A 15754-nucleotide genomic window follows, 5' to 3' on the forward strand; every position below is an offset into this window, starting at 1 on the left:
ATACAACCTGCAATAGAGATAGGTAACAATTTACTATACAAGGAACAAAATTGACCTGCTCCTCCATTTAGTGATTTAACTACCTTTATTATTCAGAGCTAAAACTCAAAGAAAAATCTCTTACATTTATTGTGACATTTTTACTTAATATGTTAATTTTTTTGTTGTCTTGTTAGTTAAAGGGGTACTTAGTACAAAAAATAACCGTAGATAGTAGCACGAACACTGTTCTTGTTATAATTAATTTTTTTCAGAACGTCTATAATCCTCTTTTAAAAAATATATGTAAATATAATAAAAAACGAATGATTAATAGAAATATTCTACGCCACTCGTTTTTTATCGGACTTCTTTTTACTGTACTTTTATTTTCTTTATGAGTTATTAGAAAAATAATTGTCTATATAAGTCTTTATTTTTTCAAAATTCTTTTCCATAAATAAGATTGCTGGTACTTCAATTATTGGAAGATTATTTTCATTATCAAAAGCTGGACACGGTTTGGGAACTACCAAATAGTCAACTGAATTTTTATCCCTAATATAATTAATTGAAACATCATAATACTTAGAAAAATATTCCTTCAAATCATCCTGATTCCTTAAAAATGGTAGAGAAAATATTGAACCATAATTTATACCAGCGTCGACAATTAATACAAAGCATATTTTTTTCATGATACACCCTCCTCGTATAATAAGTTTTAAGTTAATAACTGTTCCTTGAAAATTAAATAGTTTTTATCTTCAAGAGCTACATCAAAAAAATGATGTATGGGTAAAATTTAGTCTTGGATACTGGGGGATTTCCCCAGATAATGGAAGTATGAAAATGGATCCATCGGGAATATGCTTACTCCTCCTGTAGTTCGACCACGTTAAAAGACTGTGACCCAGACCAAAATGCACTGCATACGCACAAGCTGTATCGGTTTCCTTCACTTACCTCTCATAGTGGTGGGAGGGGCAGCTTAGATGAAGGCAATCATTGAATACTCATACGCGAGGTTGTGGCTATGTTTTTGACTCTAGGGAGATCCCACAGTATCCAAGCTCATTCCAAATACTATTCAAAGAAAGGAGATCCTTTCTTTGAGATTATTCGTAGCTATTGATGTAAGCTCTGAAAAACCTGATGTATGTTTTCTTGACAGTCATGACACTGTTTTGAAAGAAATTTGTCTTTCAAACGATGTGAATGGTGCCAACGCCATTAAGGAGGATGTTCTCCATTTTCACCAGTTGTACAACTATAAAAAAATTGTCATTGGCATGGAATCTACTTCCGTCTATAGTTTCCATCCTTCCATGTTCCTAACGGAAGATAAGGATTTGAGGGCTTTAGACGTGGAAGTGGTCGTATAAAATCCAAAAGCCATCCATCGGTATAAAAAACTCTTTGAAGAAGATAAGACCGATAAAATAGATGCTTTCCGTATTGCCGATTTTTTACGAATCGGACGGTATAATAAATTTCTTATCAAGGAGGAAAAATACGTTGCCCTTCAACGTTTAACACGATCTAGATATCAACTCGTTCACCAGCAAACAGAATGTAAGCAACACTTTCTGGAGAACCTTTACTACAAATGTAATACGTTATCGAAAGAGTTAAATACCTCTGTTTTTGGTGCGACGATGATGGAAATACTCTCAGATTCCCTTTCGTTGGATGAAATCGCAGAAATGGATCTAGAAGCACTCGCTACTCTTCTTCAGAAAAAGGGGAAAGGACGCTTTAGCGACCCGGAAGATTTAGCGAAAACCATCAAGAAAGCCATACGTGAATCCTACCGACTAGGTAAGGTCGTTCAAGACTCTGTGGACGTTGTATTAGCCACTTATGCACGATTGATTCAAACATTGAAAAAACAAATCAAAGAAATAGAAAAAAGCATTACTGCTTTTTTCGAAGCCATTCCAGAAGCGAGATATTTAACAAGTGTTCCAGGCATTGGAGTCGTATACGCCGCGGGAATCATTGCGGAAGTTGGACAAATTGAACGCTTTGAGAACGAAGCACAATTGGCCAAATACACCGGTCTTTACTGGAAAAAATCGCAATCTGGAAACTTTGAATCGGAACGAACACCCATGACACGAACGGGAAACCAGTATCTTCGTTATTACATGGTTGAAGCTGCCAACTCTGTACAACTTCGTGAAGCTACTTACCGTGCTTATTATTTAGAGAAATATGATGAAGTTCCGAAATACAAACATAAAAGAGCCCTTGTCTAAAGCCGTAACTAGATTCGCTAAATTGTTTTTCAAATATTGAACCAAGCACTTGACTGATTGCTTGTTGAACAACCCTATCCACTACTGTCGGTATTCCCAATTTGCGCATCTTCCATAAAAAGAGCCAGGTCCATAAAAAAATAAGGACCTGGCTCATAAAGACATCATTATGTAAAGCCGTTAACTTCCCTACGCTGGTACGAGCCAGATTAGGTCCAAAGGGTTAAGAAGTTCACGCGCTTCTCTCTCAGCCTACGCATACGTTAGGCACCCCTAGTTTATCACTGATTTAATTTTCAATACTTTCCCATCATACACTATAATCTGGAAAATTCAAAATTTATTTCTTTTGTTGTTTATGGAATCATCCACGTTAAATAATAAGCCTGAACATAAGTCATAATCCCTACAATTATTACGAAGAACAAACTATGCTTCACTGTAAAACGGAACAAATCCGATTCTTTTCCAGCAAGACCAACTGCTGCACAAGCAATCGCAATCGACTGCGGGGAAATCATTTTACCTGTTACACCGCCTGTTGTATTTGCTGCAACGAGAAGCACTTCAGATACGCCGACTTGCTGCGCTGTAATGGCTTGTAAATTCGAGAACAGTGCATTCGCAGACGTATCAGACCCTGTTAAGAATACGCCAATCCAGCCTAAGAAAGGTGAGAAGAACGGGAATAGTCCGCCAGTTCCGGCTAATGCTAACGCTAACGTAGAAGATAGACCAGAATAGTTTGCGATAAATGCAAACCCTAGTACGAATCCGATAGATAGAATTGGCATTTTTAATTCACTTAACGTTTCTTTAAATGTCACTACTGCATCTTTTACATTCATTTTCAAAATAAACATGGAAATGATACAAGCAATTAAAATCGCCGTTCCGGTTGCTGATAATACATCAAACTTCAGAATTGCCTCGTAAGGCGTTGGTTTATTTACAATTGGTTCTGCTTTCATTACTAGATTATGCAGACCTGGAATTTCAAACTTAAATACAAGACTTGCTAAAGCCCCTCCTGGAGCGAATAATGCCTTAAAGAAACTTTGGCTCCAAATGACTACCATAACCGTTAATACGATAAATGGAGACCATGCTTTTACTACTTTTCCAAACGTTAATTTCGGCATCGATGCTGCTGTCGTTGTTGCTGCTACTTCACTATTTGCTTGCCCGGATTGATAGATTTCTTTCGGCTGCCAAACTTTTAAGAACAGCGCTAAACTAATTAAACTTACAAGTGCCGATGTAATATCCGGAAGTTCCGGCCCTAAAAATGTCGCTGTAATGAACTGCGTAATCGCAAATGAACTACCCGCTACAAGTAACGCAGGCCACGTTTGTCTTATCCCTTTAAATCCATCCATTAAAAATACGATAAAGAATGGAACAAATAATGATAGGAATGGTAATTGATGTCCAGCCATTTGTCCAATTTTATGTGGATCAATACCTGTTACTTGTCCAGCAACTGTAATCGGAATTCCCATCGCTCCGAACGCCACTGGTGCAGTATTTGCAATCAAACAAAGACCTGCTGCGTATAAAGGATTTAACCCAAGACCCGCAAGAAGCGCTGCTGTAATCGCTACTGGCGCTCCAAATCCTGCCGCTCCTTCTAAAAATGCTCCAAATGAAAATCCAATTAAAATAACGAGTAGACGATGATCATTCGTAATCGATAATACCGATGCACGAATCACATCGAATTGGCCTGTTTTTACAGAAATTTTATATAAAAATACCGACATAATAATAATCCAAGCAATTGGCCATAACCCGTACAAAAAACCGTACCCGGTTGCTGCCATTGCCATCATGAACGGCATTTTATAAGCGAATAACGCTACTAAAACTGTAAGTACAACTGTAATAAATCCTGCCACATACCCCTTCATGCGAAAAATCGCTAAAGCTAAGAAAAAAAAGATAATCGGAATAAGTGCTACTGCTGCTGAAATCCAAATATTACCGAACGGATCATAAACTTGTGTCCATGTGTTCATTGTCCTCTCCCCCTAAAGAATCCCCTTTTAAATAAATACAACCTTATCAATAGACTATCAGGTCATCATACCTTTAAGTCTAAAAATAAAAAAACGTTTAAGAAAACGTTTTCAAAAACTTTCATTTATACTGTACCATAACAATTTCTATTAAAAAAGATTTTTTTGAAAATTTTATTATTTAACAGGAAATCTTACAAAATCGTCACGTTCTTGTAATGTTCATCGATAGGAAGTTTGCCAAAATTATTGCATAATAATAGTATAACAACAGAAATTATTCATGAGGTGATATATATGAACGGAAATAAAATATTAGCTGCGTTATCATACTTTAGTGTACTATTTGCCCCTATCTTATTCCCTATTATCGTTTGGATTGTAGGAGACGCTGAAACAAAACCACATGCAAAACGTGCTCTATGGACACACATCATTCCAAGTATCGCTACATTCATTGGCTTAACTATTTTAGGAATTATGGGTCTTGGATCTGATCAACCAGATGTAACACTTGGAATTGGATCAATGATTGTCTTAGCTATTTGCGGAATCATCAGCTTATACTACTTCATCTGGAACATTGTAAAAGGAATTAAAGTACTGAAAGCTTAATTTGAAACAAACGTTTGTTTAAAAAAGGACCCTTGCAAATTGCAAGGGTCCTTTTCCGTTCACTTTATCTTCTGCGTTTCTTCTTTTTTCTCATCATTTTCTTTCGGCGCGTATTCACTTTATCCGCTATAATGTGGAGCGTACTTGCCACAACAATTCCCATTAAGAACGTTACAATTTCAACCTCATGTTTCTTCGCAATTTCTATTAAATTACCATCCAGTGCGATTACATTTAATAGGAATAAAAATGGAGAAAAGACGATTAACATGTACGCAATACGAATCACATCACCAAGTATAATCGTATGCGTAAAGAAAGATCGATGCGGCATTACTTTTTTATAAGGATACCAAAATATACGTAAGAAACCCCATTTGTTATAAGCATTACTGTACGTATCTAAATCCGGTGTTAAAAATGAAGTACCTACTAAAAAACCAATTGCAAAAGTTAATAAAAAATCAAAATTTGTTAATCCATACGAAAAAAGCAAAAACAAAACAACCGGAAGGGATATTAAGTTTATTTTCGTATGCGTTCTTCCTGATGGCATAATGCACTTCCTCGCTTACGTTCGTCCTGTCACCTTATGACAGGTTTCACCTATTGACCTAATTTCTGATCGATAAATGTTGTGTCTATATCCGAACCAAACCATTCTGCCAACTTCACTCGTGCCTTATCTTTCACATCTTCATTGACGTATAACGACACCTGTATTAGTGCGGCCGTTAACGCCCCTAAATCATCCGTATAGCCAATTCCAGCAATGAAATCTGGAATCGCATCAATCGGTGCAATAAAATAAGCAAGTGCTCCAATTACAATAATTTTCACTCGTTTTGGAACATCGGGTCTTTGCAAAACGTAAAACAGTAATAAACTTGTATAAATGACCGACTGCCCTGCTTGCTTTGCAACATGTTTTACTTTCTCCCAAAACGCTTCAACTGAAAATTTTTGTTTCATGTAAAAGCCTCCCTATTTTTAAAAAGAAATAAGCTACAATATGTTATCAGTAAAAGTTCATAGAAATTACACAAAACCTATCAATGAACTTTCATTGTAACAAACAAACTAAAAAAGAACAAGTGTTCGTTAATTTTTACACAATTTCCTTCATATAATAGATTTCTAGATAACCCTTACCCATCTTCGTTTCTTATTTCTCAACAAAGAAAATTTTCACTTCTACTTAACATTCTGCTCTATCTTTGTTATATTTTCTAGTTGACGGACATATAAACGAATGTTAAAGTTTTCTCTGGTAGTGACAAATCTTATACAAAAAATGTAAAATGTTATAGTGTTTCTCAGAAATGAATTTTGTTGTATAATACAGAAATGACGTTATGCTTATGAGCAACAAAAGAAACCAAAAGGGTATGCATAGTTATAGTCGTATATGGGTGAATATAGAACCTTTAATTATGGCCAAGAAAACTATGTATTTTTTATTTTAGCATTTTTCGCTCCAAAATCGACCAAGCCTGATAGAGAAAGGGTGGAAATGAATGAAAGAAACCTTGAAATCACAATTTCAAAATGTGCGTTTCACTGTATTCGTAGCATTAGCCTTATGGCTGAAAACTTACATTATTACACGCACAAGCTTTGATTTAAAACTTGAATCTTTCATGCAAGAATTCATTTTATTCCTTAGCCCATTAGCAGCATCATTACTGCTTGTTGGTCTTGCATTATTTGCAAAAGGGAAAAAACGTAACTATATAGCACTTGGAATTAATTTTATCTTAACAATCGTTCTTGTTGGTAACGTAATGTTCTACGGATTCTACAATGACTTCGTTACTTTACCAGTACTCGGACAAACATCTAACTTCGGAAGTTTAGGTTCTAGTGTGAAAGAATTATTTAACTACAAAATTATTCTTGCATTTGCAGACATTATCATATTCTTCGTTCTGTTGAAGAAAATGAAGAACTTTGCACCTACAGAGCGTGTAGCACGCCCGATGCGTTCTCTATACTTCGTATCAACAGTTGCTATTTTCTTCGCAAACTTAGGACTTGCAGAAGCTGAACGCCCAGAACTATTAACACGTTCATTCGACCGCGTTATGCTTGTTAAAAACTTAGGATTATATGTACACCAAGTATACGATCTTGGCTTACAAGCAAAATCAAGTTCACAAAAAGCATTCGCTGACGGTAGTAAATTACAAGAAACAGAAAACTACGTAAAAACAACACAAAGTAAACCAGATCCAAATATGTTCGGTACTGCAAAAGGGAAAAACGTAATTGTTGTCTCTCTTGAGTCATTACAAACATTCTTAATTGGTGCAACAGTTAACGGACAAGAAGTTACACCATTCTTAAACCAATTTACGAAAGAAAGTTATTACTTTGATAACTTCTTCCATCAAACTGGTCAAGGTAAAACATCTGATGCTGAATTCCTAGTAGATACTTCGTTATATCCACTAGACCGCGGTGCTGTATTCTTCACACACGGTAACAATGAATATACAGCAACTCCAGAAATTTTACGTCAGCAAGGGTATCACACGTCGGTATTCCACGCAAACAACGCAACATTCTGGAACCGTAACATTATGTATCCAGCACTTGGTTATGATCGTTACTACAACGAGCTTGATTACAAGATTACGCCGGAAACAAAATTAAACTGGGGATTAAAAGATATCGAATACTTCGATCAATCTATTGATATGTTGAAAGAAGTGAAGCAACCATTCTATACTCGCTTCCTTACTTTAACAAATCATTACCCATTCACTTACGATGACAGTACAAAATTAATCGACGAATATAATTCTGGTGATGGAGTATTTGACCGTTACATGGTAACTGCTCGTTACTTAGACGAAGCAATGAAACACTTTATTGAGCGTCTAAAAGCAGAAGGTATTTACGACAACTCAGTAATCGTATTCTACGGTGACCACTACGGTATTTCTGAAAACCATAACCGTGCAATGGCACAGTTCTTAGGAAAAGAAGAAATCACTGCATTTGACCATATGAACTTACAAAAAACACCGATGTTTATTCACGTTCCAGGTCAAAAAGAAGGTAAAACAATTTCGAAACCAACTGGTGAAATTGACATTAAACCAACTATTCTAAACTTACTTGGTGTAGATTCTACAAATGACGTTCGATTCGGTCATGATGTATTCTCACCTGATAATAAAGGATTTGTTGTTCTTCGTGACGGTAGCTTCGTTACAGATAAATACATGTACACAAACAGTACATTCTACGACCGTGCTACTGGCGAAGTTGTACAATTACCGAAAGAAGAATCTCAACCACTAATTGATCGTGCCCAAAATGAATTGAACATGTCTGATAAAATCATTGAAGGTGACTTACTTCGCTTCTCTGAAAGTAATAAGATCAAAACTGGTGAAGTAAAAACAGCTATTAAAGAAGAAAAGAAGAGCGCTGAGTAATCTCAGCCTCTTTTTTTATTTTCTTCCATACAACTACTTATATTCATTAACTTTAAAATTACATAACCTTTACCAAATATTCACATAGTGTTAATGAAGAATCTCTATAATAAAATATGCAAACAAGGTTCTACATATTTCTTATCTCTCATCTTTCGTAAGATCCCTTAAAGAAATGTGTAAATCTTTTGTTTCTACTTTCTTATAATTGTCTTTCAACATGTTTTGTTTCCATACACAAAGCATTCAACGAGACAATGTCCCTATGAAAGATAGCTACCCTCCTTGTGCAGCATTCCATAAGAATGTTGCTTTTTTTTATCTAAAAGCAGGATTCTCATTCTTATTTTCGAATTTGTATATACAAAATGCTGTAAAGTGAAACTTTAATCAGCCCTCACCAATCGGGCATTTACGGGCATATGTAGAGAATTACTTACATAAAAATTACTATAGTGATTCTTATCTCGCATGAATGAAAGTTTCACGTTACTTACGTACTTACGAAAGGATGGGACGGAAATTGGCATACGAAAAATTTGTACTTTGGAATGATGAAGTTATTGATACAACAAAACAACAAACGTACATAGAACTTGAAGAAAGAGGTTTGCAGTTCGGAGATGGTGTCTACGAGGTTATTCGCCTATATAAAGGGAACTTTCACTTATTAGATCCGCACATAACGAGATTATATCGATCCATGGAAGAAATAGAATTATCGCTCCCTTTCTCAAAAGCTGAACTCATCACTTTACTTTACAAATTAATTGAAAGAAACCATTTCCACGAAGATGGCACAATTTATTTGCAAGTATCTCGCGGTGTACAAGCTCGCACACATATATTTTCATATGACAACCCTCCGACAATTTATGCCTATATTACAAAAAAAGAAAGGCCAGCGTTATGGATCGAATATGGTATACGCGCTATATCAGAACCCGATACACGATGGCTACGCTGTGACATTAAATCATTAAATTTATTACCAAACGTACTAGCTGCTACGAAAGCTGAACGGAAAGGCTGTAAAGAGGCACTTCTCGTAAGGAATGGTATTGTAACGGAAGGAAGCCATTCCAACTTCTTCTTAATTAAAAACGGAACTCTTTACACACATCCAGCCAATCACCTTATTTTAAATGGTATTATTCGTCAATATGTCCTTTCTTTAGCCAATACTCTTCACATTCCTGTACAGGAAGAACTTTTCAGCGTTCGTGACGTTTATCAAGCAGATGAATGCTTTTTTACAGGCACAACGATTGAAATTTTACCAATGACCCACCTTGATGGAACCGCGATTCAAGATGGGCAAGTTGGACCTATCACCAAAAAACTGCAAAAATCTTTTAATCAAATCTTGTTACAATCCAATATGGCATCTTCTTAAACACGAATAATTTCTGTCCTTTCATATTCAATATATGCATTTAAATGGAAATCAAGGTGTAATTTTATGCCTTGATTTTTTTCTTGTAATCTTTTTGTCATATTCAGATTCCTATATAAGTCTTGACAGTAATCGACATGCTCTTTAGAATTTTTAACAGTTGGTAAATATTTCTTCACTACATTACAGACAGAAAGGAATCGACAAATTATGAAAAAGTACCTTGCCGGTCTTGCGGCAGTGTCTGTAGCAGGGGGAGCAGCACCTACACTTGATAGTGTTCAAGCTGCACCTGAACAAAATACACAAAAAGCTGCTACAACTGTCCAAGCTTCTGCATCAAACGACTCATCTTATAAGGTAAACGCGAGCGTATTACATGTTCGTGCAGGATCAAGCACTTCTCACGACATCATCTCACGCGTTTATAGCGGTCAATCACTAAACGTGATTGGCGAAGAAAATGGTTGGTTCAAAATTAACATTAACGGAAAAACAGGCTTTGTTAGTGGCGAATTTGTATCAAAAAGTGGAGCAGCAAACAACAATGTAAGCACAGGTGGAAACAATAAAGTTACTGCTGATGTATTACGTGTACGTACAGCTCCTAACACTTCTAGTTCTGTTTCTGGACGTGTATATGCAGGACAAACATTAAACGTAATTGGACAAGAAAATGGTTGGGTGAAAATTAACCATAATGGACAAGTAGGTTATGTAAGTGGCGAATTCGTATCTGGCGCTTCTTCTAATGGGGGTTCTTCAAACAACAATACGAATAATAACAACCAAGAAGTAAAACCAGCAAGCGGAAACTATACAGTAAATGTATCTTCCCTTCGCGTTCGTACAGGTCCTAGCACTTCTCACACAACTGTAGGTTCTGTCAAAAAAGGACAAGTAGTACAAGTTGTCGGCGAAGTTCAAGATTGGTTCAAAATCAATTACGCAGGACAAACTGCTTATATAAGCAAAGACTACGTAACAAAAGGCGGTTCTAACGAAAACGTTACAGAAGGCAACAAACAAGAGCAAAACAATAATAATGGAACTATTCAAACTGGTGGTTCTTACGTAGTTAACGCTACATCTTTACGTGTTCGTACAGGCCCTGCCGCTTACCATAGTGTAATTGGTGGCGTTTTAAACGGTACAACATTAAACGTAGTTGGATCTGAAAACGGTTGGTTTAAAGTAAATTACCAAGGAAAAACAGGCTTTGTTAGTAGCGAATTTGTAAAATTCGTTAAAGGTGGCACTACTACTCCTGAGCAACCAAAACAACCTGAAAAACCTAACCAAGGTGCAATTGGCGACTATTACATTAATGCTTCTGCACTAAATGTACGTAGCGGCGAAGGTACAAATTATAGAATCATAGGCGCACTTCCACAAGGTCAGAAGGTTCAAGTAATCTCTGAAAACTCTGGATGGAGCAAAATTAACTACAACGGTCAAAATGGTTATATCGGAACACGTTACCTATCTAAAACACCAGTTGGAGGCGCAGTAGATAATAAGCCTAACAATAACCAAAATAACAATCAAAACAATAACAACAATAATAATACAGGCAATAATAGTGGCGACAGTTCTTCCGTACTTGCATATGCAAAATCAATGCAAGGTGTACCATACGTTTGGGGCGGAACTTCTGCTAACGGCGTAGACTGCAGTGGCTACATCTACCACGTATTTAAGAAATTTGGTCATAACATTAGCCGTCAAAGTGTTGCGGGATATTGGAGTAGCCTACCACAAACTTCAAGTCCACAACCAGGTGACTTAATTTATTTCCAAAACACTTATAAATCTGGTCCTTCTCATATGGGTATTTACCTTGGGGGCGGATCATTTATCCAAGCTGGAGATAAAGGTGTAGCAATCGCTTCATTAAGTAACTCTTATTGGAAGAGCCACTTCTTAGGATACACGAAAGCACCTTAATTAATAGTTTCAAAGCCTTCTAGTTTACTAGAAGGCTTTTTTGTACGATTTCAACACATTACTCCCTTTCCCCTAGCTTTCCCTCTACAAAAATAATGTATCTATTCTTCCATTTCATACACTTTATTCTGCAAAAACAATGCATAACGTTATCATAATGTATATATTTTCATAAAAAACATAACCTATTTCATGTCTATTTATTTTATATGTGTTTTTTTGAAGAATTTTCTTTTTATTTAAACTTTTCATCAGACGTTTGACCTCCGATGTCCATTATGATAAGTTACTTAAGATGTTATATTCGTAAACGTATAGACAACTGGTTTATACACTGTTTTTACTATGAGGAAGGAGCATACACTGCATGAATCTTTTATGGGGAATTGGCGGCGTGATTGGGGTATTAGCAATTGCTTTCTTACTATCTTCCAACCGCAAAGCTATTAATTGGCGCACAATTTTAATCGCGCTAGCATTACAAATGTCATTTTCATTTATCGTATTACGATGGGATGCTGGTAAAGCAGGTTTAAAACACGCTGCTGACGGTGTTCAAGGATTAATTAATTTTTCTTACGAGGGAATTAAGTTCGTTGCTGGGGATTTAGTCAACGCAAAAGGACCTTGGGGATTTGTATTCTTTATTCAAGCACTACTTCCAATCGTATTTATTAGTTCATTAGTAGCAATCTTATATCATTTCGGTATTATGCAGAAATTTGTTAGCGTCGTTGGTGGTGCATTAAGTAAACTTCTTGGCACTTCTAAAGCAGAAAGCTTAAACTCAGTAACGACTGTATTTTTAGGACAAACTGAAGCTCCAATTTTAATTAAACCTTACTTAGCACGCTTAACAAATAGTGAATTCTTCACTATTATGGTAAGCGGTATGACAGCTGTTGCTGGATCCGTTCTTGTCGGCTATGCAGCAATGGGTATTCCGTTAGAGCACTTATTAGCAGCTGCAATTATGGCAGCTCCATCAAGCTTATTAATTGCAAAACTAATCATGCCAGAGACAGAAAAAGTAGATAATAACGTTGAACTTTCTACAGAACGTGAAGATGCAAACGTTATCGATGCAGCTGCACGCGGTGCATCTGAAGGTATGCAACTTGTTATTAACGTAGCAGCAATGTTAATGGCTTTCATCGCATTAATCGCTTTATTAAATGGATTATTAGGATGGGTTGGTTCTTGGTTCGATATTAAACTTAGCCTTGATTTAATCTTCGGTTACTTATTATCACCATTTGCAATCTTAATCGGTGTTTCTCCAGGTGAAGCTGTACAAGCAGCAAGCTTTATCGGTCAAAAACTTGCAATCAACGAATTCGTTGCATACGCAAACTTAGGGCCACACATGGTAGAGTTCTCTGACAAAACAAATCTAATTTTAACATTTGCAATCTGTGGATTCGCAAACTTCTCTTCTATCGCAATTCAATTAGGTGTAACAGGAACTTTAGCTCCTACTCGCCGTAAACAAATTGCACAATTAGGGATTAAAGCAGTTATCGCTGGTACATTAGCGAACTTCTTAAACGCAGCAGTTGCAGGTATGATGTTCCTATAAACTTATATAGAGTCTTCTCTTTCTCCAAGAGAAGACTTTTTTCATGCAATCCAAACGTATTATATATATCTATCAACCACCTTATCCCAAATATAAGAACATTATGATACAATAATGTTTAGATCTTTTTATTTTTCTGATGAAAATAGAAATACTACTTGTTGTTGCCCTTCAAAAGAATTTAACGACATAGTCAATTTCTTAATAATTGCGCATACTACAAGTATCTATGGATGAAATAGCTTTAAGGAGGAAAGTTTTGTGAAAGATAAGTTCTATAAAATCCTCTCTATGTGGATTCTACAAATTGTATTTTATTTTACTACTGTACATGTGACGAATTATGAGCATGCGCTCATTTTTACAATAATATACGTAATCGTAAATGTACTATTCTTATTTTTAGCTGACAAAACAGCATTTATTTTCTTCATACTAGGAACCATCATTTCCGTATTTTATTTATTTTATCAAGCATGGCTTCATTTATGGAGTACATCAGTTCAATGGCAATATATGATTACCCACTTCCTGATGGCAGCTAACTTCTTCATTGTATACATAACAACTCACCTATTGAAAAAAGTGATTCATGAAAATAAAACTTTAACTGAGCGTGTGAGAACGTTGGAACAATATATTGGAGAATCAAAATTACTAACGAGACAAGAATTCGAGAGACGCCAAGCGTTATTAACGACTGCAATGAATCGTCGTAATGAAACAGGCTTTATTGTTTACTTTGATTTCACTTCCTTTAGTAAATATACGAAGGAAAGTGTTATGGACCGTGTAGCTTCCTTATTAGTTGAAACCGTAAGGAATGATTTTGACCTTGCTGCTGAATATGATAATAATACGCTAGTTATTTTATTACAAAACACAAATGAAGCTGGTGCTGATATTGTAATGAACCGCCTAAAGCCAAAAATGGAGCAATGGCTTGCAGCTGAAGCAATCCGAGATATAAAAATTTCACGTGAGCAAATTGGAAACAAAGGACAGACATTGTTATGATGACTCTCGTTATACTTCTTTTATTTCTTCTGTTTTGCGTACTCGTTTTTTGGATCAGTATCACATTTTCAATTAAATATGTTCTTATTTTTACGGCCTTTCTATTCTCTGGCTTACTCGTTTACTACTCTTTCTTAACAATTGCGGGCTTAATTCACCGAAATAGTAAACGAAAAGATCGTACATTAGAACATTATCCGAGCGTCGATATTTTCATCCCTGCTCATAATGAAGGGGTCGTTATTAAAGATACTTTAGAGGCAATGGCGAAGATTGAATATCCAGGAAAGCTAACCATTTATCTATTAAATGATAACTCTCAAGATGAAACACCTGAAATCGGCGATGATTTCGACAAAGCTTATGCCCACATTCGTCACATTCGTGTTCCACCCGGTGAACCGAAGGGTAAATCACGTGTACTAAACTACGGCCTTAGTATTTCAGATGGTGAATACTTCTGTGTTTATGATGCAGATAACCAGCCTGAGCCACACGCACTGCGAATGCTTGTAGAGCACGCTGAAACAACTGAAGATGCTGTTGGGGCTGTTGGACATGTTCGTACAGTAAATGAAAAAAGAAACTGGCTGACGCGAATGATTTCGCTAGAATTTCAAATCTTCCAGCTCCTTATGCAATCTGGACGCTGGTTACTATTCCAAACAGGCTCACTGACAGGAACAAACATGCTTCTTCGTCGCTCTGCACTAGAAGAGCTTGGTGGCTATGACCCTTATGCAATTGCAGAAGATGCCGAATTAACATTACGAATTACACAAAAAGGTTATCTCTTACCAATCGTCCCAGAATCAGTTACTTGGGAACAAGAACCAGAGCATTTAAAAATTCTTATTAAACAACGTACACGTTGGCTCCAAGGGAATTTATACATTTTAGAAAAAATGTTCTCGTCATTAAGCTTCTTTAAAGGAAAACTGCTCGTTCATTCCTTACAACAAGTTCTAGTGTATGTTGTATTTTGGCTATTCCTAATCATTTCGAACGTTTGGTTTGTAATTGGGCTACTCGGGATATTCCAAATTCAATATAGCATTCCACTACTATTTATGTGGTATGTCGCATATATTACATATGTTTCTCAATTATTTAGTGCCCAGAGTGTGGAACGAACCTTTACACCGACTAATATTTTTATTAGCGTTATTATGTACTTTACGTACGCACAGCTCTTTACGTACTTATTTATTCGCAGCTTAATCTTATACTTACGTGCGAAGAGCAAGAAACAAGTCATTGGCTGGGATAAGACAGTTCGATTCAAAAAAGATAAATAAAAATAAGCACAGAGCGCCGTATGCTCTGTGCTTATTTATTGCCGTATAAATTATATATCAGACAATACCCCTTAGCTGAAAGTAATTTCACGTCCATCCCCCAACGAACGATCGACCTTCATTTATATACGAAAAAGTGATTGCTATTTTTGTAGAACCAATTGCTTCTCTTGCTGTTCTTTGCGCGTTTCAGTCTTA

11 protein-coding genes, 2 pseudogenes and 1 riboswitch are annotated in these 15754 nt (G+C 36.2%); of the genes and pseudogenes, 8 read left to right on the forward strand and 5 right to left on the reverse strand.

The features are described from left to right. Window positions 1–374: 374 nt before the first annotated feature. Window positions 375–677 carry a hypothetical protein gene (locus BUA87_RS14105; RefSeq protein WP_000717611.1) on the reverse strand — a complete coding sequence of 101 codons (303 nt, stop codon included), beginning with the start codon at window positions 675–677 and terminating at the stop codon, window positions 375–377. A 414-nt stretch (window positions 678–1091) separates the two neighbouring features. Between BUA87_RS14105 and BUA87_RS14110 the strand changes: the two are divergent. Continuing rightward, window positions 1092–2237 (forward strand): annotated as a pseudogene (locus BUA87_RS14110) (IS110 family transposase); the annotation flags it as partial. On the opposite strand, the pseudogene BUA87_RS31845 reads toward BUA87_RS14110, so the two are convergent. Together BUA87_RS31845 and lldP are read right to left on the reverse strand one after the other, a co-directional pair. Next, window positions 2236–2352: pseudogene (locus tag BUA87_RS31845) on the reverse strand (Retron-type RNA-directed DNA polymerase); the annotation flags it as partial. The pseudogenes BUA87_RS14110 and BUA87_RS31845 overlap by 2 nt on opposite strands. Before the next feature lie 57 nt (window positions 2353–2409). Further along, window positions 2410–2525: riboswitch (TPP riboswitch) on the reverse strand. A gap of 71 nt (window positions 2526–2596) precedes the next feature. Then, entirely contained in the window at window positions 2597–4258 is a 1662-nt protein-coding gene (gene lldP / locus BUA87_RS14120) for an L-lactate permease (RefSeq protein WP_001099307.1), read from the reverse strand. Between the two features lie 297 nt (window positions 4259–4555). Between lldP and BUA87_RS14125 the strand changes: the two genes are divergently transcribed. Then, window positions 4556–4873 carry a magnetosome magnetite crystal formation protein family gene (locus BUA87_RS14125; protein WP_001014092.1) on the forward strand — a complete coding sequence of 106 codons (318 nt, stop codon included), beginning with the start codon at window positions 4556–4558 and terminating at the stop codon, window positions 4871–4873. 64 nt (window positions 4874–4937) lie between these two features. Here the strand turns inward: BUA87_RS14125 and BUA87_RS14130 are convergent, their stop codons facing one another. Continuing rightward, entirely contained in the window at window positions 4938–5429 is a 492-nt protein-coding gene (locus tag BUA87_RS14130) for a metal-binding protein (protein ID WP_001139059.1), read from the reverse strand. 50 nt (window positions 5430–5479) lie between these two features. Next, entirely contained in the window at window positions 5480–5845 is a 366-nt protein-coding gene (locus BUA87_RS14135; RefSeq protein ID WP_072940029.1) for a YkvA family protein, read from the reverse strand. 545 nt (window positions 5846–6390) lie between these two features. Here BUA87_RS14135 and BUA87_RS14140 point away from each other — a divergent pair. From BUA87_RS14140 to BUA87_RS14170, 6 genes are all read left to right on the forward strand, one after another. Continuing rightward, on the forward strand, window positions 6391–8319 hold the full coding sequence (locus tag BUA87_RS14140) for an LTA synthase family protein (protein WP_000665343.1): 1929 nt from the start codon (window positions 6391–6393) through the stop codon (window positions 8317–8319). Window positions 8320–8830: 511 nt separating this feature from the next. After that, complete coding sequence (locus BUA87_RS14145) at window positions 8831–9715, forward strand: D-amino-acid transaminase (protein WP_074593743.1); 885 nt, start codon at window positions 8831–8833, stop codon at window positions 9713–9715. A 210-nt stretch (window positions 9716–9925) separates the two neighbouring features. Next, entirely contained in the window at window positions 9926–11662 is a 1737-nt protein-coding gene (locus tag BUA87_RS14155; RefSeq protein ID WP_071714005.1) for a C40 family peptidase, read from the forward strand. Window positions 11663–12029: 367 nt separating this feature from the next. Further along, on the forward strand, window positions 12030–13241 hold the full coding sequence (locus BUA87_RS14160) for a NupC/NupG family nucleoside CNT transporter (protein WP_071714004.1): 1212 nt from the start codon (window positions 12030–12032) through the stop codon (window positions 13239–13241). A gap of 261 nt (window positions 13242–13502) precedes the next feature. Then, complete coding sequence (locus tag BUA87_RS14165; RefSeq protein ID WP_065229578.1) at window positions 13503–14258, forward strand: nucleotidyl cyclase domain-containing protein; 756 nt, start codon at window positions 13503–13505, stop codon at window positions 14256–14258. Next, entirely contained in the window at window positions 14255–15556 is a 1302-nt protein-coding gene (locus BUA87_RS14170; RefSeq protein ID WP_000988751.1) for a glycosyltransferase family 2 protein, read from the forward strand. Before BUA87_RS14165 ends, BUA87_RS14170 begins: the two co-directional genes overlap by 4 nt. Window positions 15557–15754: the final 198 nt, after the last annotated feature.

Origin of the sequence: Bacillus sp. bc15 (assembly GCF_900142585.1) — a bacterium.
In the GTDB taxonomy this organism is placed as follows: domain Bacteria; phylum Bacillota; class Bacilli; order Bacillales; family Bacillaceae_G; genus Bacillus_A; species Bacillus_A cereus.

Bases quoted from the DNA above. Each gene is read 5' to 3' on its own strand.
- BUA87_RS14145 (WP_074593743.1), top strand. From the start codon at position 8,831: ATGGGACGGAAATTGGCATACGAAAAATTTGTACTTTGGAATGATGAA.
- BUA87_RS14105 (WP_000717611.1), bottom strand. From the start codon at position 677: ATGAAAAAAATATGCTTTGTATTAATTGTCGACGCTGGTATAAATTAT.
- lldP (WP_001099307.1), bottom strand. From the start codon at position 4,258: ATGAACACATGGACACAAGTTTATGATCCGTTCGGTAATATTTGGATT.
- BUA87_RS14140 (WP_000665343.1), top strand. From the start codon at position 6,391: ATGAAAGAAACCTTGAAATCACAATTTCAAAATGTGCGTTTCACTGTA.
- BUA87_RS14170 (WP_000988751.1), top strand. From the start codon at position 14,255: ATGATGACTCTCGTTATACTTCTTTTATTTCTTCTGTTTTGCGTACTC.
- BUA87_RS14125 (WP_001014092.1), top strand. From the start codon at position 4,556: ATGAACGGAAATAAAATATTAGCTGCGTTATCATACTTTAGTGTACTA.
- BUA87_RS14135 (WP_072940029.1), bottom strand. From the start codon at position 5,845: ATGAAACAAAAATTTTCAGTTGAAGCGTTTTGGGAGAAAGTAAAACAT.
- BUA87_RS14160 (WP_071714004.1), top strand. From the start codon at position 12,030: ATGAATCTTTTATGGGGAATTGGCGGCGTGATTGGGGTATTAGCAATT.
- BUA87_RS14130 (WP_001139059.1), bottom strand. From the start codon at position 5,429: ATGCCATCAGGAAGAACGCATACGAAAATAAACTTAATATCCCTTCCG.
- BUA87_RS14155 (WP_071714005.1), top strand. From the start codon at position 9,926: ATGAAAAAGTACCTTGCCGGTCTTGCGGCAGTGTCTGTAGCAGGGGGA.